General features: G+C 60.2%; 18 protein-coding genes. 15 read left to right on the forward strand and 3 right to left on the reverse strand.

The genetic code is table 11. The features are described 5' to 3' along the window. Nucleotides 1-38: 38 nt before the first annotated feature. Entirely contained in the window at nucleotides 39-1,385 is a 1,347-nt protein-coding gene (locus V3W40_RS01520) for a spinster family MFS transporter (protein WP_330214309.1), read from the reverse strand. 251 nt (nucleotides 1,386-1,636) lie between these two features. On the opposite strand from V3W40_RS01520, the gene V3W40_RS01525 reads away from it, so the two are divergent. The 3 genes from V3W40_RS01525 to V3W40_RS01535 all read left to right on the forward strand — a co-directional run bounded on the left by V3W40_RS01525 (nucleotide 1,637) and on the right by V3W40_RS01535 (nucleotide 6,785). Then, complete coding sequence (locus V3W40_RS01525; RefSeq protein ID WP_027604417.1) at nucleotides 1,637-2,002, forward strand: YkgJ family cysteine cluster protein; 366 nt, start codon at nucleotides 1,637-1,639, stop codon at nucleotides 2,000-2,002. 138 nt (nucleotides 2,003-2,140) lie between these two features. After that, nucleotides 2,141-4,405 (forward strand): putative bifunctional diguanylate cyclase/phosphodiesterase, encoded by a 2,265-nt coding sequence (locus V3W40_RS01530; protein ID WP_065926415.1) that lies wholly within the window; start codon nucleotides 2,141-2,143, stop codon nucleotides 4,403-4,405. Nucleotides 4,406-4,607: 202 nt separating this feature from the next. Continuing rightward, nucleotides 4,608-6,785: a hypothetical protein gene (locus V3W40_RS01535; RefSeq protein WP_065926416.1), complete on the forward strand. Its 2,178-nt coding sequence runs from the start codon at nucleotides 4,608-4,610 to the stop codon at nucleotides 6,783-6,785. Between the two features lie 246 nt (nucleotides 6,786-7,031). Here V3W40_RS01535 and V3W40_RS01540 read toward each other — a convergent pair whose 3' ends face one another. Continuing rightward, a complete protein-coding gene (locus V3W40_RS01540; RefSeq protein WP_065926417.1) occupies nucleotides 7,032-7,334 on the reverse strand; it encodes a DUF2288 domain-containing protein in 303 nt (100 codons plus the stop codon). Nucleotides 7,335-7,676: 342 nt separating this feature from the next. On the opposite strand from V3W40_RS01540, the gene V3W40_RS01545 reads away from it, so the two are divergent. From V3W40_RS01545 to V3W40_RS01585, 9 genes are all read left to right on the forward strand, one after another. After that, nucleotides 7,677-8,804, forward strand: coding sequence for a branched-chain amino acid ABC transporter substrate-binding protein (locus V3W40_RS01545; RefSeq protein ID WP_027604422.1), 1,128 nt, complete (start codon nucleotides 7,677-7,679; stop codon nucleotides 8,802-8,804). Between the two features lie 229 nt (nucleotides 8,805-9,033). Further along, nucleotides 9,034-9,957: a high-affinity branched-chain amino acid ABC transporter permease LivH gene (gene livH, locus V3W40_RS01550; protein ID WP_003172375.1), complete on the forward strand. Its 924-nt coding sequence runs from the start codon at nucleotides 9,034-9,036 to the stop codon at nucleotides 9,955-9,957. Further along, nucleotides 9,954-11,207 (forward strand): high-affinity branched-chain amino acid ABC transporter permease LivM, encoded by a 1,254-nt coding sequence (locus V3W40_RS01555; protein WP_027604423.1) that lies wholly within the window; start codon nucleotides 9,954-9,956, stop codon nucleotides 11,205-11,207. Before livH ends, V3W40_RS01555 begins: the two co-directional genes overlap by 4 nt. After that, the gene (livG, locus tag V3W40_RS01560; protein WP_027604424.1) at nucleotides 11,204-11,971 is read left to right on the forward strand and encodes a high-affinity branched-chain amino acid ABC transporter ATP-binding protein LivG; all 768 of its coding nucleotides are present in this window, start codon (nucleotides 11,204-11,206) and stop codon (nucleotides 11,969-11,971) included. Before V3W40_RS01555 ends, livG begins: the two co-directional genes overlap by 4 nt. A 1-nt stretch (nucleotide 11,972) precedes the next feature. Beyond that, nucleotides 11,973-12,674, forward strand: coding sequence for an ABC transporter ATP-binding protein (locus V3W40_RS01565; protein WP_074844291.1), 702 nt, complete (start codon nucleotides 11,973-11,975; stop codon nucleotides 12,672-12,674). Nucleotides 12,675-12,849: 175 nt separating this feature from the next. Then, nucleotides 12,850-13,146, forward strand: coding sequence for a BufA1 family periplasmic bufferin-type metallophore (locus tag V3W40_RS01570; protein ID WP_027604425.1), 297 nt, complete (start codon nucleotides 12,850-12,852; stop codon nucleotides 13,144-13,146). 22 nt (nucleotides 13,147-13,168) lie between these two features. Then, nucleotides 13,169-14,047, forward strand: a complete 879-nt coding sequence (bufB, locus tag V3W40_RS01575) for an MNIO family bufferin maturase (protein ID WP_065947324.1) — start codon at nucleotides 13,169-13,171, stop codon at nucleotides 14,045-14,047. Then, nucleotides 14,044-14,820 carry a DNA-binding domain-containing protein gene (locus V3W40_RS01580; protein ID WP_330214310.1) on the forward strand — a complete coding sequence of 259 codons (777 nt, stop codon included), beginning with the start codon at nucleotides 14,044-14,046 and terminating at the stop codon, nucleotides 14,818-14,820. The genes bufB and V3W40_RS01580 overlap by 4 nt, the downstream gene beginning before the upstream one ends. Continuing rightward, nucleotides 14,817-15,302, forward strand: a complete 486-nt coding sequence (locus V3W40_RS01585; RefSeq protein WP_330214311.1) for a DoxX family protein — start codon at nucleotides 14,817-14,819, stop codon at nucleotides 15,300-15,302. Before V3W40_RS01580 ends, V3W40_RS01585 begins: the two co-directional genes overlap by 4 nt. On the opposite strand, the gene V3W40_RS01590 is transcribed toward V3W40_RS01585, so the two are convergent. Further along, nucleotides 15,299-16,207, reverse strand: coding sequence for a LysR family transcriptional regulator (locus V3W40_RS01590; protein ID WP_330214312.1), 909 nt, complete (start codon nucleotides 16,205-16,207; stop codon nucleotides 15,299-15,301). The genes V3W40_RS01585 and V3W40_RS01590 overlap by 4 nt on opposite strands. A 217-nt stretch (nucleotides 16,208-16,424) precedes the next feature. Here V3W40_RS01590 and V3W40_RS01595 point away from each other — a divergent pair, with 217 nt between their 5' ends. From V3W40_RS01595 to V3W40_RS01605, 3 genes are all read left to right on the forward strand, one after another. Next, entirely contained in the window at nucleotides 16,425-17,024 is a 600-nt protein-coding gene (locus V3W40_RS01595; protein ID WP_065926422.1) for a short chain dehydrogenase, read from the forward strand. Nucleotides 17,025-17,120: 96 nt separating this feature from the next. Continuing rightward, the gene (locus V3W40_RS01600) at nucleotides 17,121-17,792 is read left to right on the forward strand and encodes a COG3650 family protein (RefSeq protein ID WP_065926423.1); all 672 of its coding nucleotides are present in this window, start codon (nucleotides 17,121-17,123) and stop codon (nucleotides 17,790-17,792) included. A gap of 106 nt (nucleotides 17,793-17,898) precedes the next feature. Then, on the forward strand, nucleotides 17,899-19,512 hold the full coding sequence (locus V3W40_RS01605) for an NAD(P)/FAD-dependent oxidoreductase (RefSeq protein WP_065926424.1): 1,614 nt from the start codon (nucleotides 17,899-17,901) through the stop codon (nucleotides 19,510-19,512). The last annotated feature ends 56 nt before the right edge of the window (nucleotides 19,513-19,568 follow it).

Here is a 19,568-nt window from a genome sequence, read left to right on the forward strand (position 1 = left end):
GTGGGAGGGGGCTTGCTCCCGATGGAGTCACCGCAATTTCAAGCCGTCGCCGCCCCAGCCGGCACCTCAACAGCCACCAACCCCTCCTTCATCCGCTTGGCATCACGCACAAAACTGCGTGACGCCTGGAACAGGAACAACATGGTCAAGAACAACGCCACCGGAATCAGGTACATGGCGTCATGCAAGCCCACCGCCTTGTAAGCCTCGGTCATCTGCTCGGCCCCCGCCGCATACATCGCCGAATGGGCAAAATGGTCGGACAACCCGCCCACCACAATCGGCCCCATGCCCCCGCCCAGCAAGTACAAACCGGCAAAGAACAGCGCCATCGCCGTGGCCCGCAGGCGCGGCTCGACCACGTCCTGGATCGCCGTGTACACACAGGTGTAGAAGTTATACGCAAACAACCAGCCCACACTGAACAGCGCCACAAACACGCCGATCTCGATGCGCCCGGCATGTAGGGCCCAGGCGGTGGTTACGGTGGAGATGATCAGGCTGCACGCCGCAAACAGCAGTCGGCCATTGGCAACACGTTGATGGATCTTGTCGGCAATCCAGCCCCCCAAGGTCAGGCCCACCAGGCCGGTCAACCCGACGATGACGCCGGTGGCGACCGCCGCGTCCTGCAATGGCATGAGGAAATAGCGTTGCAGCATCGGCACCAGGAACGAGTTGCACGCGTAGGTGGCGAAGTTGAAGCACAACCCGGCCAGCACCAGCCACAGGAAGGTCGGTACGGCAAGCACGCGGCGAATCGGGCGATCAACACGCTCCTGGGAGACTTGTACGGCTTCGGCGGCGCCGCGCTTGGGTTCCTTGATATAGAACATGAACACCGCAAGGATCAGCCCCGGCACGGCGGCGATAAAGAACGGCGCGCGCCAGCTGTCGAACGCCTTGACCATCCAGCCGATGGTGAAGAACGCCAGCAACAGGCCCAAGGGCAGGCCCAGCATGAAAATCCCCATTGCCCGGGCGCGACGGTGCGCCGGGAACAGGTCGCCAATCAGCGAGTTGGCAGCCGGCGCATAGCTGGCTTCACCGATACCGATGCCCATGCGCACCAGCAAAAACGTCCAGAAACTGCCAACCAGGCCGTTGACCGCTGTCAACCCGCTCCACGCGAACAGGCCCCAGCCCATCAGTTTGCTGCGCGAGCCGGTATCGGCCAGACGCCCCAGCGGCAGGCCGGCAATGGCATAAACGATGGTGAAGGCGGTACCGATGATGCCGAGCTGGAAGTCGCTCAGGTGCCATTCCATGCGGATCGGTTCTATGATGATCGCCGGAATGGTGCGGTCGAAGAAGTTGAACAGGTTGGCGAGGAACAGCAGGAACAGAATGCGCCAGGCATTCGCCGCTTGGGTCGAGTTCTGCATGGGTCCGTCTCTTTTATTGTTATGAGAGCTGCGATGCCCGATGCATCCCGCCCGGTACCTGCAACATAGTCAGGCGAGCCGTGGTTGTCTGTAATGATTCGTAAAGCTGATAGGGCATGATTTCACCCGACAACACGGGACTTTGCCGACAAAAATATAAGTGCCTGCCCCCCTTCCCAACGGCCATGACCCGATTAGAATGGCGAGCCTTCCAGTAGTACCCCACTCTACTTTTCTTATCGATGACGCCCATGTCCGAAGCCAGTCCGTGTCTGAGTTGCGGTGCCTGCTGTTCACACTTTCGTGTGTCTTTCTTCTGGGGTGAGTGCGCCTCCTCGGGGGGGACGGTGCCTGATGACCTGGTGGTGCAGATCAACCCGACCCGCGTGGCAATGATCGGCACCGACCAGAAGCCCGCGCGCTGCTGCAGCCTTGAAGGCGAAGTCGGCAAAGGTACGAGCTGCTCGATTTATGAGCAGCGCTCAAGCCCCTGCCGAGAATTCGAAGCTTCATGGAGCCAGGGCGAGCAGAATGTCGATTGCGACGCTGCCCGTGCTGCGTTCGGCCTGCCGCCGTTACAAGCCCCGTTCGAGTTGGAATTGCCCATCAGTGCTTAGCACTAATTGCTATGCACGGCATGCCAAAATCATTCAGAGCAAAGTGCCATTATCGCTGGAAAATCCCGCCAGGCTTCTATACTCGACCTCATAGGTCATCGCCGTAGGCTGTGACGTGACGCTATGACGGGACATGCTATGGAATGGCTAGGTCTGCACTTTTTTACCGACCTCCCGGCAAACGGGCACTTATTACTCAATTGCAGTCATAACCCTTTTCTGGTGCTGCTGGCCTATCTGGTCGCCTGTGCGGCGGGTTTCGGCACCCTGGACATGGCCGAACGGGTTGGCCATGTCGAAGACCCTACCGCTCGCCGCCATTGGCGTTGGCTGGGTGCCGGTTGCCTGGCAGGTGGTATCTGGTCCACTCATTTCATCAGCATGCTGGCCTTCCAGGCCCCAATCGCGATTCACTACGACCTGCTCATGACGTTCGCCTCGCTGGTCATCGCCCTGATCGCCTCGTTGTTCGCCATGCAAACCCTCGGTCACACCAGACTGCGGTTTAACCAATACCTGCTGGCATCGCTGTGGATGGGCATCGGCATCGCCCTGATGCATTACGTCGGCATGTCGGCCATGCGTTCCCAGGCCCGGGCGTATTTCGAACCGGGGCTGCTCCTCGCCTCGGTGGGCATCGCCATTGGCGCCAGCCTGGCCGCATTGTTGCTGTCGAGCTACCTGCGCACCGGTGCCGGCGTCTTCCATCAACTGCTCAAATACGCCGCCAGCCTGATGTTGGGCGCAGGCATTATCAGCATGCACTTTACCGGCATGGCCGCCATGCAACTGATCGTCCCCACGGGGGCCGACCTCTCATTAGCGCTGGATAACAACCCCATCCAACTGGGCCTGTCGGTCGCCGTGATCACCCTGCTGGTGATCGGCAGCAGCATCAGCGCCGCGCTGGCGGATAAGAAGCTGCAGCACAAGGAGCGCGACCTGCGTCGGGTCAACGCGCTGCTCAGCGAACTGGACCAGGCCCGCGCCTCCCTGCAACAGGTGGCTCATTACGATGCGCTGACCGGCCTGCTTAATCGGCGCGGCTTCAATCAGATTTTCGCGGAAAAAATCGCCGAAAAAACGGCTTCAAACGGCATGATGGCGGTTATTTTCCTCGATATTGATCACTTCAAACGCATCAACGACAGCCTCGGCCATGACGCAGGGGATCAGTTGCTCAGTGTTCTCGCCAGCCATATCAAAGGCTCCGTGCGCAGCCATGCGGACGTGGTCGCACGGTTTGGCGGCGATGAGTTCTGCATCCTGATCAGCGTTCACCACCGCGACGAAGCGCGACACCTGGCCCAGCGCATCATGCAGAAGATGAAGGACCCGGTCGAACTCGCCGGCCGTCGTATGGTGATGACCACCAGCATCGGCATCAGCCTGTTTCCCGAGGATGGCCTGACCTGCGAAGAGCTGCTCAAAAACGCCGACCTGGCGCTGTACCAGTCCAAGGACATGGGACGCAATGGCCTGAACTTCTTCAGCTCCAACCTGAAGACCCGTGCCTTCCTCGAACTGCAATTGGAAGAAGAGCTACGCAGCGCCCTGCGCGCCCAGAACCAGTTGGTACTGTTCTACCAACCGATCTTTGACATGAAGCTGGGCAAAGTCACACGCCTGGAGGCCTTGGTGCGCTGGCAGCATCCGCAACACGGGCTGCTGACCCCAGACCGGTTTATCGGAATTGCCGAAAGCAACGGGCTGATCGCCGAACTCGACCACTGGGTCTTGCGCCAGGCCTGTCATGACTTGAGCCTGCTCTCCGACCGAGGCTATACCGAACTGACCATGACAGTGAATTGCTCGGCCCTGAACCTGGCCCGCGATGAGCTGGCGGATGAGATCGAAGATGCGCTGCGCTTCAGCGGGATCAGCGCCAACCGCCTGGAGCTGGAAGTGACCGAAAATGCCTTGATGGGCAATATCAGCAGCACCCTGGCCCTGCTGCGGCAAATCCGCGCGCTGGGCGTGTCGCTGGCCATCGACGACTTTGGCACCGGCTACTCCTCCCTCGCCTACCTCAAGCGCCTGCCGCTCAACACCCTGAAGATCGATCGCTCGTTTATCCAGGACATTCCCAAGTCGACCGCCGACATCGAGATCGTCCAAGCGATTATCGGCATGGCTCACACCCTGCACCTGCAGGTAGTGACCGAGGGAGTGGAAACCCAGGCTCAGTTCGAACTGCTGCTCAAACACGGCTGTGATTTCGTCCAGGGCTACCTGTTGAGCCCGGCGGTGGCCGCCAGTGAAATAATTGGCGCAATGCAAGATATCGACATACGCAATCCGCTCTACCCATTCAGCGTGGCGGGCACCAAGGACACTCGCCCGGCGAAAGAGTCCTCCCCAGGCCGCTCCGGATCCACCTCCATCGTCAGGCCAATTCGCTGACGTCGAATCTTTGGCATTTCGCCATCATTTACCTAAAGATCGCCGACAAACGGCCGATTCATCAGAGTCCGGCCAGGTTTTTCCTGAGCACACAGGGTCAGCCTGAGCGTTCCGGACAAGGACGCACTGTAAAGTCGCGAACTCCCATTCCGTGATGGCCATTTGATACTTTTCAGCCATCCTCCCAGGCACATGGCGCACAATGACTTCTAAAAATAACCCAGCCACCGTGGTATCCGATGTGTTGCTCCCAGCTCCTGCGGACAAGCCCTCAGGTTCAAAGTCATTGAGCACCGCCCGCCCGCTGGCTACCCAGCAATACCTGTACTTCACCGAAACCAATACCGACCGCATCCTCGATAACCTCGACGGCCTGCGCGACATGGTGTTCCCGCGCCCGCCTCACCTGGAAGGCGACAGCGAGCAGCACAGCGAGCAGGAATTCCCCTCGGTGTGCCTGATCGGCCTGGGCCGCTGCGGTTCGAACATCGCGCTGGACGTGGCGGAGCTGGTGTACAACGCGCGCAAGTTCTACCTCAACGAATTCAGCACCGAAGACAAATCCTTGGATAAGGGTTACAGCCCGGCCCAGTGGATTCGCAACAACCTGCGCCTGGGCGGCGGCAAGGCCAGCAAGCCGGTGTTCCTGGTGGAACCGCTGGTGATGCTCGGCGACCTGGACAAGGACATCGCCGGGCGTATCCGTTTCTCGCGCAAGGGCGAAAAAAGCGGCTTCCTGCGCGACTACAGCAAGATGAAAATCATGGACCTTTCCGAAGTCCATGCCGGTGGCGCCGGTAACGCGCCGATCCTCGGCCAGTACCTGGCCAAGATCATCCTCAACAAAGACACCCAGCGCTTTTCCAGCCCCGACTGGAAGATGATCCACTCGTACCTGATCGACTCCTGCGGCATCAAGGCCAACCAGTCGCGCCTGTACTTCTCGATCTTCAGCGCCGGCGGCGGTACCGGTTCGGGCATGGCCTCGGAATTCGGCCTGGCGCAGCAGCATTCGTACATGAACAAGACGTTCGACACCAAGCCCGCCGACGAGCACGACAGCAAGAGCGGTCACGCCTTCGTGTTCGAGCCGATCTTCACCAGCGGTATTTGCGTGCTGCCGAACATCTCCGACCACCGCAGCGAAATGTCCGAGGCGCTGCACATCAACGCCGGGCGACTGCTGTGCAAGTACCTGTCGGAAGAATGGGACTTCTCGTACAACTTCGACAATGAAGACAGCAGCGAAGCCAGCGTAAAGGGGCGTATCCGGCCGTGGAACGCGATGATGCTGATCTCCAACGACATCATGCGTTACGCCGAAGAGAGCGATGACGGCAATATCCAGAACATTGACGTCAATGCCATGGAAAAACACGCCAACCAGTACATTTCCCAGCAGATCTTCAACATCCTCACCGCCCAGGCCGTGACCACCGACTACGACCAGAACTACTTCCGTCGCGCCGGCATCGACATCGGCGAAACCATCCGCCTGGACGCAAATGATCTGTTCATGAGCCTGGCCGGGCCGGTGGCGATTGCCTACGCCGAATCCGTCGTACCGGAAACCCCGGCGCCGTCCAATGACAAGTTCAAAGTCTTCGAGAAAGAGCCCCAGCGCCTGAACATCGACGACCTGTTCTTCCGCTCCATCGACCTGCCGCATTTCAACAAGGTCACCCAGGCCATCGAAGGCATCAGCCTGTTGCCGATCGAGTCCAAGCGCTACAAGGCGTCCCTGGAGCAATACAAGAACTCCGGCTACGATGCGGCGGCGCTGCATGACCTGCACTTCTTCAAGAACTGCTCGTCGGTGGTGTCGATCGTCTCGCTGCCCAAGGACTACAAGCTGTCCTACATGGACCTGAACCGGCTCAAGACGCACCTCAACAGCCTGTTCCCCAACACCACCCTCAAGCGCTATGCCCTGGTGATCGGCGCGTCGGCCAACCTGTCGCTGACCACCCTGATCGCCAAGAGCCCGTGCCTGTCGGATGACTTCCTGACGCTGATCGTGGCTTTCATCAAGCGTTGCTTTGCGCGTAACCCGTACCGCTTCGACGACACCCTGGATAACTCGATCCTGGATTTCATCATCCACGAGGACTTCGACGAAGACCGCATCGACGAGCTGCTCAACGAGTTTGAAAACCCGGCGAAGATCCTCGATACCAACTGGTACGCGATCAAGCCGATGTATGAGAAGAAGTACCGCGAGTTGATCAACGACAAAGAGAAGTTCGTGTCGATCAATGACATTCGCCTGTCACGGGATTGTGTGAAGAAGGCGATCAAGTACCTGCGCGAGATTTATCGTCACAGGATCGGCAAGACCAAGGTTATCTCGTTGAACAACCATACCGGCAAGACCGGCTGACTTGAGGGGATGCCATCGCGGGCAGGCCCGCGATGGCGCTTTCAGTGACGACCAGATTCCACCTCATTGGCACACCCGGAAACAATTCCCCAGGCTTTCGGCGCGGCCTGAAACTGTTCCCGTGACGTGCACGTCACCCTTGGCTGTGACCTTTCTCCACGGCAAGATGCCATCACGCTGACAGCGGTTACTCCACTACACACTTCTTCGCGCGAAAAACACGCACCTTTTTCGTGCAGGCTTTTCTTACCCTGCCCTTTCCTGGATCAGAATCCACGGGGAAACCACCACCGCCCATAAGCTCGGATCGCGCTCCACCAGGTCCAATGCCCGCGGTGCAGACACTTCGCCAAGGCTGCCCGCGGCCAGCCAGGCAGCGACTTTGTCGCGATTGTCCTCGGCCATTCCCTCGGCGGCTTCGATCAAATCCAGGCTTGGGTCGACCCACAATAGGGCACCTTTGGCAAAGAACGGTTCAAGCTCTTTCCAGGAGATTTCGGCGGTTTCACCGAGCAGCTTGGCATAGAGGGTGCTAGGTTCTTGCGTCATGGGAGTTCACCTGAAGAAAAAATCGGCGCAATCATAACGTCACGCTTCAGGCAGAAAAACCCAGTTGCAAATGCGTTATCGATTGAAAGGGTCAGGAAAGCCAAGGAATGCGCGAGAGTCAGGCATTACCCCCGCCGCAATTCTGTCTTTTTCTTTCATTTAAGCGACACCCCCGGGGTTTGCCCCCGGCAGCCAGCTTTTCAAGCGATCAACCGGCGCTCTACACTGTACCGGTACAGTTGCCAGGCGGTTGCCGGGGGGATATCCGAGATATCCGATCCGGTTCAGCAGCTCACAAGGCCGCCAGAACTATAAAAAATACAACAGTAAGAGTGGAGCACTATGAATAAGGCTACTAAGCAGATTTCCAAACTGTTTGCCGCTATGGTCCTGGCTGGGGTTGCCGGCCATTCGTTCGCAGCCGACACCATCAAGATCGGCATCGCCGGTCCAAAGACTGGTCCTGTAACGCAATACGGCGACATGCAATTCATGGGTGCCAAGCAGGCCATCGCCGACATCAACGCCAAGGGCGGCGTCGACGGCAAGATGCTCGAAGCCAAGGAATACGACGACGCCTGCGATCCTAAACAAGCCGTGGCCGTAGCCAACAAAGTGGTCAACGACGGCGTCAAGTTCGTGGTCGGTCACCTCTGCTCCAGCTCCACTCAGCCAGCGTCCGACATTTATGAAGACGAAGGCGTGATCATGATTACCCCGGCAGCCACCAGCCCGGAAATCACCGCCCGTGGCTACAAGCTGATCTTCCGCACCATCGGCCTGGACAGCGCCCAGGGCCCGGCAGCCGGCAACTACATCGCTGACCACGTGAAGCCGAAAATCGTTGCCGTCCTGCATGACAAGCAGCAATACGGCGAAGGCATCGCCACCGCCGTCAAACAGACCCTAGAGAAGAAAGGCACCAAGGTTGCCGTCTTCGAAGGCCTGAACGCCGGCGACAAAGACTTCTCCTCGATCATCCAGAAGCTCAAGCAAGCCAACGTCGACTTCGTCTACTACGGCGGCTACCACCCGGAGCTGGGCCTGATCCTGCGCCAAGCCAAGGAAAAAGGCCTGAACGCCAAGTTCATGGGTCCGGAAGGTGTCGGCAACGACTCCATTTCGCAAATCGCCCAGGGCGCTTCCGAAGGCCTGCTGGTGACCTTGCCTAAATCCTTCGATACCGACCCGGCCAACAAGGCCATCGTTGAAGAGTTCGCCAAGAACAAGCAGGACCCAACCGGTCCGTTCGTGTTCCCGGCCTACTCGGCCATTGAAGTCATCGCCGGCGGCATCAAGGCCGCCAAGAGCGAAGACACCGCAAAAGTGGCCGAAGCCATCCACGCGGGCACCTTCAAGACCCCTACCGGCGAGCTGAGCTTCGACGCCAAGGGCGACCTGAAGGACTTCAAGTTCGTGGTCTACGAATGGCACTTCGGCAAACCAAAAACCGAAGTTTCCCCTCAGTAAGCCAGGCGTTACTGGTCCAACAAGCCCACTGTGAGAGCAGTGGGCTTTGTTTTACGAGGTTTATGGGCCTGTCACCCGCGATCCGGGCGCTGGCTCACCTGAAAATCTTAAAACCGTCACCAGCGGTTCGCTGGCAAACGCTTTGTGCAAATGTGCTCACAGAACACAGCACGGGGCCGGAACATGACTCCACCAGTGAAATGCGTATCGGGTTTTTAGGAGCGCTGTAATGCCTGAGATCTATCATTTTTTCCAACAGCTGGTTAATGGGCTGACCATTGGCAGCACCTATGCCTTGATAGCCATTGGCTACACAATGGTTTACGGCATCATTGGAATGATCAACTTCGCCCATGGCGAGGTATACATGATTGGTTCCTACGTGGCTTTCATTGCCCTCGCCGGGCTGGCCATGATGGGTATCCACTCCCTGCCGCTGTTGATGACCGCCGCGTTCCTGGCGTCGATCGTCGTAACCAGTGCCTATGGCTACAGTATCGAGCGCGTTGCCTACCGTCCCTTGCGTGGCAGCAACCGTTTGATCCCGCTGATTTCCGCCATCGGCATGTCGATTTTCCTGCAGAACACCGTATTGCTGTCCCAGGATTCCAAGGATAAATCCATCCCCAACCTGATCCCGGGGAGCTTCTCCTTCGGTCCGGGCGGTGCGGAAGAAGTGCTGATTTCCTACATGCAGATCCTGGTCTTCGTCGTCACCCTGGTGGCCATGCTGGGCCTGACCCTGTTCATCTCCCGCTCCCGTCTGGGGCGCGCCTGCCGGGCCTGCGCCGAAGACATCAAGATGGCCAACCTGTTGGGCATCAATACCAACAACATCATCGCCCTGACCTTCGTGATCGGTGCCGCACTGGCAGCCGTCGCGGCCGTACTGCTGAGCATGCAGTACGGCGTGATCAACCCCAACGCCGGGTTCCTGGTAGGCCTCAAGGCCTTTACCGCAGCGGTATTGGGCGGCATCGGCAGTATTCCGGGCGCAATGCTCGGCGGCCTGGTGCTGGGGGTGGCCGAGGCGTTTGGTGCCGATATTTTCGGCGACCAATACAAGGACGTCGTCGCGTTCGGCCTGTTGGTCCTGGTGCTGTTGTTCCGTCCGACCGGCATCCTGGGCCGTCCGGAGGTTGAGAAAGTATGAGCAGATATCTTAAATCGGCGTTTTTCAGCGCCTTGCTGGTGTGGGCGGTGGCCTTCCCGGTACTCGGTCTCAAGCTGAGCATTGTCGGCATCAACCTGGAAGTGCATGGCACCGGCCCCGTGACGCTGACCATCATCGCCCTGTGTTCGGTGCTGATGTTCCTGCGCGTGCTGTTCACCCAGCAGGTCGGCGCCCTGTTCAAGCGCAACCGTGGCCCGCTGGTCTCGCCCAAGGTCAGCCAATTCCTGACCCTGCCACGCACCCAGCGCTACATCATCATCGGCCTGATCGTGGCCGCGTTGATCTGGCCATTCTTCGGCTCGCGCGGTGCGGTCGACATTGCCACCCTGATCCTGATCTACGTGTTGCTGGGCCTGGGCCTGAACATCGTGGTGGGCCTGGCCGGCCTGCTCGACCTGGGTTATGTGGGCTTCTACGCCGTGGGTGCCTACACCTACGCGCTGCTGTCGCACTACCTGGGCTGGAGCTTCTGGATCTGCCTGCCGCTGGCCGGCATGGCGGCGGCCACGTTCGGCTTCCTGCTGGGCTTCCCGGTATTGCGCCTGCGTGGTGACTACCTGGCCATCGTGACCCTGGGCTTCGGGGAAATCATCCGTCTGTTCCTGCGTAACCTGACCGACATCACCGGTGGCCCCAACGGCATCAGCAGCATCCCCAAGCCGACGTTCTTCGGGCTGTCGTTCGACCGCACCGCTGCCGAAGGCATGCAGACGTTCCACGAGTACTTCGGGATCGACTACAACCCGGTGAGCAAAGTGGTGTTCCTGTACCTGGTGGCGCTGTTGCTGGCGCTGGCGGCACTGTTCGTGATCAACCGCTTGCTGCGCATGCCGATCGGCCGTGCCTGGGAAGCGTTGCGCGAAGATGAAATCGCGTGCCGTGCCCTGGGCCTGAACCCGACCATCATCAAGCTCTCCGCCTTTACCCTGGGTGCCGCGTTCGCCGGTTTTGCCGGCAGCTTCTTCGCCGCTCGCCAAGGCCTGGTGACCCCGGAGTCGTTCACCTTCATCGAGTCGGCGATCATCCTCGCCATCGTGGTGTTGGGTGGCATGGGCTCGCAGCTGGGCGTGATCCTGGCGGCGATCGTGATGATCCTGCTGCCGGAAATGATGCGTGAGTTCAGCGAATACCGCATGTTGATGTTCGGCGCCATGATGGTGCTGATGATGATCTGGCGACCTCAAGGCCTGCTGCCCATGCAACGTCCACACATGGAGCTGCGCAAATGAGCCGCGAGATCCTGAAAGTCGAAAACTTGAGCATGCGCTTCGGCGGCTTGCTGGCGGTCAACGGCGTCGCCCTGACCGTGAAAGAGAAACAGGTGGTTGCGCTGATCGGCCCCAACGGCGCCGGCAAGACCACGGTGTTCAACTGCCTCACCGGTTTCTACAAGCCGAGTGGCGGCAGCATCCTGCTGGACGGCCAGCCGATCCAGGGCCTGGCCGGTCACGAGATCGCCCGCAAGGGCGTGGTGCGCACCTTCCAGAACGTACGGCTGTTCAAGGACATGACGGCGGTCGAGAACCTGCTGATCGCCCAGCATCGTCACCTGAACACCAACTTCTTTGCGGGCCTGTTCAAGACCCCGGCGTTCCGCAAGAGCGAGCGCGAGGCCATGGAGTACGCTGCGTACTGGCTGGACAAGGTCAACCTCACCGAGTTCGCCAACCGCCCTGCCGGCACCCTGGCCTATGGTCAGCAACGTCGCCTGGAAATCGCCCGCTGCATGATGACCCGCCCGCGGATCCTGATGCTCGACGAACCGGCCGCCGGCCTGAACCCCAAGGAAACCGAAGACCTCAAGGCGCTGATCGGCGTGTTGCGTGAGGAAAACAACGCCACGGTGCTGTTGATCGAACACGACATGAAACTGGTCATGAGCATTTCCGACCATATCGTGGTGATCAACCAGGGCACGCCGCTGGCGGACGGGACGCCGGAGCAGATCCGTGACAATCCTGAAGTGATCAAAGCCTATCTGGGGGAAGCGTAAAATGCTGCAATTCGAAAACGTTTCCACTTTCTACGGCAAGATCCAGGCCCTGCACAGCGTCAACGTGGAAGTGCGCCAGGGTGAGATCGTCACGCTGATCGGCGCCAACGGCGCCGGCAAGTCGACCTTGCTGATGACCTTGTGCGGCTCGCCGCAGGCCCACAGCGGCAGCATCCGCTACATGGGTGAAGAGCTGGTGGGCCAGCAGTCGTCGCACATCATGCGCAAGAGCATTGCAGTGGTGCCGGAAGGCCGGCGGATATTCTCGCGCCTGACCGTGGAAGAAAACCTGGCCATGGGCGGGTTCTTCACCGACAAGGGCGACTACCAGGAGCAAATGGACAAGGTGCTGCACCTGTTCCCTCGCCTCAAGGAGCGCTTCAGCCAGCGCGGCGGCACCATGTCCGGCGGCGAGCAGCAAATGCTCGCCATCGGCCGGGCGCTGATGAGCAAGCCCAAGCTGTTGCTGTTGGACGAACCCTCCCTGGGCCTGGCACCCATCATCATCCAGCAGATCTTCGACATCATCGAACAACTGCGCAAGGACGGTGTAACGGTGTTCCTGGTGGAGCAAAACGCCAACCAGGCGCTGAAAATCGCCGACCGTGCCTACGTGCTGGAAAACGGCCGGGTGGTGATGCAGGGCACTGGCGAGCAGTTGCTGACCGATCCGAAGGTGCGTGAGGCGTACCTGGGCGGCTAAGAGACCGTTGCTGGATAAGCCGGATCTCATGTGGGAGGGAGCAAGTTCCCTCCCACATTTTTTTGCATTGTTTGAAATTATTTCGTCTGACCTTGTAACGAACATCCCCCTCCCGCCTCTAGTGGTGCAAGCAGGCATTCAAGCCTGCTCTTCAACCTACTGCTGGAGATCCACCATGACCACCAAACTGTCCGCCGCTAGCCTCGTCCTCGCCCTGAGCTCGGCCTTGAGCCTGTCCGCCCTGACCACCACCGCCCACGCTGCCGACGACATGCAGAAATGCTTCGGCGTCGCTGAAGCCGGCAAGAACGATTGCGCCGCCGGTGCCGGCACGTCCTGCGCCGGCACCTCGAAGACCAAGGATCAGGCCAACGCCTGGAAACTGGTCCCGGCCGGCACCTGCACCCAAACCCCAAGTTCCACCTCGCCGACCGGCTTCGGCCAGGAAGCCGCCTTCACCGCCAAGTCCTGACCCCTGCCTGGCCTGAGTACGGATGATGACGCTTTCACTCCTACCCGCAGTCTCACCGATTCAGATGCCCGGGCTCCCCTATCGGACCGGGCTGGGGCTGAAGCACGAGCACTTCAATGAAGTGCTCGATACTTCGCCCGACATCGGTTTTTTTGAAGTGCACGCCGAAAACTACATGGTGGCCGGCGGCCCGTTTCATCACTACCTGGGGTTGATTCGCGAACGTTACCCCCTGTCGTTGCACGGCGTGGGCCTGTCCATCGGTGGCGAAGGCCCGCTCAACCGTGAGCACCTGGGACGCTTGGCCGCACTGATCGAACGCTACCAACCCCACTCATTTTCGGAACACCTGGCCTGGTCCAGCCACGGCCCGGTGTTCCTCAACGACCTGCTGCCTCTGGCTTATGACGCCACCACCTTGAGTCGAGTGTGCGAGCACGTCGACCAGGTACAGAGCACCCTCAAGCGGCCGATGCTGCTGGAGACCCCATCGACCTACCTGCAGTTCCAGCGCTCGACCCTGGACGAGACCGACTTCATCAGCGAGATCATCCGCCGCACCGGCTGCGGCCTGCTGCTGGACGTGAACAACGTCTACGTGTCGTGCATCAACCACCAGCGCGACCCTCTGGCCTACATCCACGCCCTACCATTGCGCGCCGTGGGTGAGATTCATCTGGCCGGCTTCGCCGAAGACACCGACAGCCTGGGCGATCGCCTGCTGATCGATGACCACGGCGCCCCCATCGATAACGCGGTGTGGCTGCTGTACGAACACGTGCTCGCGCTGACGGGCCCGGTCGCAACCCTGATCGAGCGCGACAACCAAGTACCGGCCTTCAGCGTGCTATGCGCAGAAGCCCAGCAGGCTGAACGGTACTTATCGCAGGTCCACCCATGAGCCTTCACGACGCCTTTTCCAGCGCCTTGCTAGCGCCCGGCCAACCTTGCCCCGACGGCCTGTTCAGCAGCAACGGGGCCGACCCGGCCAGTCGTTTTGCGGTGTATCGCAACAATGTTCACAGTTCGTTGATCAATGTGCTGGCAACGGCTTTTCCCGTAACGGCGCAATTGGTCGGCGATGAATTTTTCCGCGCCATGGCCGGCATTTTCGTCCAGGCATCCCCGCCCGCCAGCCCGCTGATCAGCGAGTACGGCGGCACATTCGCCGACTTTATCCAAGGTTTTGAACCGGCCGCCAGCGTGCCCTACCTGGCCGATGTCGCCCGGTTGGAACGCTTGCGGGTTCGCGCTTATCACGCAGCTGATACAGCCGTGGTGGATCCGCAAGCCGTTCTGCAGCAACTGCAAGCCCACACGAAGCCGGGGGCGCTGCATCTGCAACTGCACCCGTGCGTTGGCACATTGAACTCCGCCTACGCAGTGGTTGCGGTATGGGCGGCCCACCAGACCGAGGGCGCCCTGGTCACTCTCGATCCCTGGCATGCCCAAGGCGCGCTGGTGTTGCGCCAAGGGTTGAGCGTCAAGGTCTTCGCCATCGACGGCGGCTCGGTCGCCTTTATCAATAGCCTGAAACAAGGCTCGGCACTGGAAATGGCCGTCGCCAATGCCCTCGAGGCCAGCGCCGAGTTCGACCTGCACCAATGCCTCACGCTGCTGATCAACCACGAAGCACTCACTCATCTGCTCCCAGAACAACAGGTATCACCATGAACACTTCCGCTTCGTGTCTGATCAAGCAGGCCATCGCGCTTTTCGAGAAAATCCCTTACAGCCTGATCGCGTTTATTGCGCGCTTCTCCATTGCGGCAGTGTTCTGGAAGTCCGGGCAAACCAAGGTCGAAGGCCTTGCCATTGACCTGATCAACGGCACGTTCAAATTCGGTACCCCCAAACTCGCCGCCTCGACATTGCCGCTGTTTCGCAGTGAATACCACGTGCCGTTGCTGTCGCCGGAAGTCGCCGCGCACATGGCGGCGTTTGCCGAGCACTTTTTCCCGGTGCTGATCCTGGTGGGCCTGGCCACGCGCTTCTCAGCCCTGGCCTTGATCGGCATGACCCTGGTCATTCAGTTGTTCGTGTACCCGGACGCCTACCCCACCCACGGCACCTGGATGGCGCTGCTGTTGCTGTTGGTCGCCAAAGGCCCGGGCAGCCTGTCCATCGACCACCTGATTGCGCGCCGCTACCGTTAAAGCCGATCCAGTGCCTCGCCGCTGCGCTTGAACCAGTCCACCAGGTAGTCGGCCAGTACCTGGGTCCGTCTCGGCAGGCCGCCTTGATAAGGATGGACCAGGTACATCGGCATACTCCGCGTCTGGTAATCACGCAGGAGCCAACGCAATCGGCCGTCAGCCAATTCCGTCGGCAGCACGTAGGACGGCAAGCGGGCGATACCGGCACCGACCAGGGCAGCCTTCTTCAGCAAGTTGTAATGGTTGGAGGCAAAGGTGCCGCTCACCCTCACCCGCAACAACTCGTGCTGCTGGTGATACAGCCATTCCTCGCGACCGCTGTAGTGGCTGTTGAGTAAACAGGGGTGCGCCGCAAGATCCCCAGGGGTCAGTGGCTCGCCATGTTGCTCCAGGTAAGCGGGACTGGCACAGGTCATCTCGTGCCAGGCCAGCAGCGGCCTGGCCACCAGACGCTCGTTTTCAATCGCCCCCGAACGCACCCCCAGGTCAAAGCCGTCTCGCGCCAGGTCTCGGTAGCTGTTGTTGAGCTCCAGCTCGATCTGCACCAGGGGATACTGCTTGGAAAACTCCAGCAACAAACCATCGAAGAAGGTTTCCCCTAATGAAACCGGAACTGTCATGCGCACCGGCCCGGCCAAATCGTCCTTGAGACGCGCCAATGCCTGACGGGCGCGATCCACCTGCACCACCAGCGCTTGCGCCTGGGGCAACAGCGCCGCACCGGCGGCGGTCAGGCTGAGCCTGCGTGTGGTGCGGTGCAGCAAGACCACGCTGAACTGTGCTTCCAAATGGCTGATGCGCTTGGACAGCTGGCCCTTGCTGCAACCCAGTTGCTCGGCCGCCACGGTAAAACTGCCGGCTTCAATCAGTACGGCGAAGGCCGCCAGGTCATCCATCTCGCTCATGGACTGTTTCCATTTGAAAACCAAAGGTTGCCTATTAGCACGTTTATCCGCTTAAAAAGCCACTCTAGACTTGATGCCTACCCCCCTACTGTAGGAGCGAGCTTGCTCACGAAAATCGTCAACGATAACGCGCTCAGCCTGGTACACAGCGGCGCTTTTGCGTTTTTCGCGGCAAGCCCGCTCCTACAGCTCCTGAGAAACCCAGAGGAACAGCACCATGAAAATCCTATTGATTGGCGCCAGTGGCACCGTCGGCTCGGCAGTCAAGGCCGAACTGGCCCAGCGTCACGAAGTGATCAGCATTGGCCGCAGCAGCGGCGACTTCCAGGTGGATATCAGCGACAGCACCTCGATCCGCAACCTGTTCGAGCAGACCGGCAAATTCGATGCACTTGTCTGCACTGCAGGCAACGTGAATTTCGTGGCGCTGGGGGATATGGGCGAAAGCGACTTTGAACTGGGCCTGCGTGACAAGCTGATGGGCCAGGTCAACCTACTGTTGATCGGCCGCGAGTATGCCAACGACGGCGCGTCGTTCACCTTCACCAGTGGCATTCTCAACCGTGACCCGATCCGTACTGGCGCTTCGGCTGCGCTGGTCAATGGCGCACTCGACGCGTTCATCAAAGCCGCGGCAATCGAATTGCCACGGGGGCTACGCATCAACTCCGTGAGCCCGACCGTGCTGGTGGAGGCCATGGGCAGCTACGCACCGTACTTCCGTGGCTATAAACCGGTTCCGGGGGCCGATGTGGCATTGGCCTATGCAAAAAGCGTGGAAGGCTTACAGACCGGCCAGACATTTATTGTTGGCTGAATGTAACCATTGTAAGAATTGCCTGAAGCAGGGCTGCGGGGTTGTGATGCAACGCCAGCCTGCGTAACGTGGCGGCACTTGTCTGGAGACCCGATCATGCGTGCCGCCCGTACCCTCGCCCTGTTTGCCTTGCTTCCTGTGTTCGCCGCTTGCCAGATGTTCGAAAACGAGCCGACCAAGCCGTCTACCGCCGGGTTGACCCGCATGCAGGGCGAACTCACGGCGGTAGGTAGCAAGCTGCTGTTCCAGCCGTGCGACGATAAACGCAACTATGTCGTCAACGACACCAGTGGCACCAGCATCCTGCAGGAAGCGGCGTCCCTGGCCGGCCAGCAAGGGGCATTGTTTGCCGATTTGCGTGGCAAGTTCTCGGGCGTCGCCAGCGGCACCCAGGGCAGCGTCGACCTGCAACAACTCTATCGCGTAGAGCGCTCGACCTCTGCCTGCACCGACCCGGACTTCAAGCGCATGACCCTGCGGGCCAACGGCCACAAGCCAGCCTGGGCCATGAACGTCACCGCCAAGGGCATGGTGCTCGAGCGTGAAGGCCAGCCGCCACTGGCGGTGCCTTATGTCGAAGAGCAGATCGGCGACGGCCGCTTCAACCTGATGACCGAAGCCAACAACCAGCACATCGAACTGTGGGTCGCGCCCCAGCGCTGCATCGACAGTGTCAGCGGCAGCCTGCAACACATGACGGCGGAGTTGCGCGTCAACGGCCAGGTACAGCGCGGTTGCGCCGCGTTTGGTGGTTCCCGGGACGACTGATTCGGCCCTGCGCTGTTTTAACCTGACGGAAAACCGCCATTGGGGCTTATAATCGCCGGTTTGCAAAACAGCCGGCCTCTTTGTCCGCCGCCTACCGGATCCCGTCATGTTACGAATCACCGAACTCAAGCTGCCCATCGACCATCCCGAAGAAGACCTGCGGCCTGCCATTGTGCAGCGCCTGGGCATCGCCAGTGATGACCTGCTCGATTTCACCCTGTTCAAACGCAGCTACGACGCGCGCAAGAAGTCGTCGGAGCTGTGCTTCATCTACACCATCGACCTCAATGTGAAGGGTGAGGCCGCCCTGCTGCTCAAGTTCGCCGATGACCGCAACGTCAACCCCGCGCCGGACGTCAGCTACAAGGTCGTGGGCCAGGCCCCGGAAGGCTTGGTCGAACGGCCTGTGGTCGTCGGTTTTGGCCCGTGCGGTATCTTCGCCGGACTGTTGCTGGCGCAGATGGGCTTCAAGCCGATCATCCTCGAACGCGGTAAGGAAGTACGCCAGCGCACCAAGGACACCTGGGGCCTGTGGCGCAAAAGCGTGCTCAACCCCGAGTCCAACGTGCAGTTCGGTGAAGGCGGCGCCGGGACCTTCTCCGACGGCAAGCTCTACAGTCAGATCAAGGACCCGAAATTCCACGGCCGCAAAGTCCTGCACGAGTTCGTCAAGGCCGGCGCGCCGGAAGAAATCCTCTACGTCAGCAAACCCCACATCGGTACCTTCCGCCTGACCGGCGTGGTGGAAAACATGCGCGAGCAGATCATCGCCCTGGGCGGTGAAGTGCGTTTCGAGCAACGGGTGACCGACGTACTGATCGAAGACGGCCAGTTGAATGGCGTGGTCATCGACGGTGGTGAGCAGATCCTCTCCAGGCATGTGATCCTGGCCCTCGGCCACAGCGCCCGCGACACCTTCCGCATGCTCCACGGCCGTGGCGTCTACATGGAAGCCAAACCGTTCTCGGTGGGGTTCCGGATCGAACACCCGCAATCGCTGATCGACGCCGCGCGCCTGGGCAAATATGCCGGGCACCCGAAGCTGGGCGCCGCCGACTACAAGCTGGTGCACCACGCCAAGAACGGCCGTTCGGTCTACAGCTTCTGCATGTGCCCGGGTGGCACCGTGGTGGCAGCGACCTCCGAGCCGAACCGTGTGGTGACCAACGGCATGAGCCAGTACTCGCGTAACGAGCGCAATGCCAACTCCGGCATCGTCGTCGGCATCACGCCGGAAGTGGATTACCCAGGCGGCCCGCTGGCGGGTATCGAGTTGCAGGAGCGCCTGGAGTCCCACGCCTACATCCTCGGCGGCAGCAACTACGAGGCTCCGGCACAGTTGGTCGGCGACTTTATCGCTGGCAAGCCGTCCACGGCGATCGGCAGTGTGGAACCGTCCTACAAGCCAGGGGTGGCCCTGGGTGACCTGGCCCTGGCCCTGCCGGACTTCGCCATCGAAGCGATCCGCGAAGCACTGCCGGCGTTCGAGAAGCAGATCAAGGGCTACTCGCTGCACGATGCCGTGTTGACCGGTATCGAGACGCGCACCTCGTCGCCGCTGCGGATTACCCGTGACGAATCGATGCAGAGCCTGAACGTGAAAGGTCTGTTCCCGGCCGGTGAAGGCGCTGGGTATGCGGGTGGGATTCTGTCGGCCGGTGTCGACGGGATTCGGATTGCCGAGGCGTTGGCGCGGGATATGCTCGGCATCGAGGCCTGAGAACAGCGCAAATTAAATGTGGGAGGCGGCTTGCCCCCTCCCACATTTGGTTTGCA

It is taken from the genome of Pseudomonas sp. AM8 (genome assembly GCF_036346475.1).
Lineage (GTDB): Bacteria > Pseudomonadota > Gammaproteobacteria > Pseudomonadales > Pseudomonadaceae > Aquipseudomonas > Aquipseudomonas marginalis.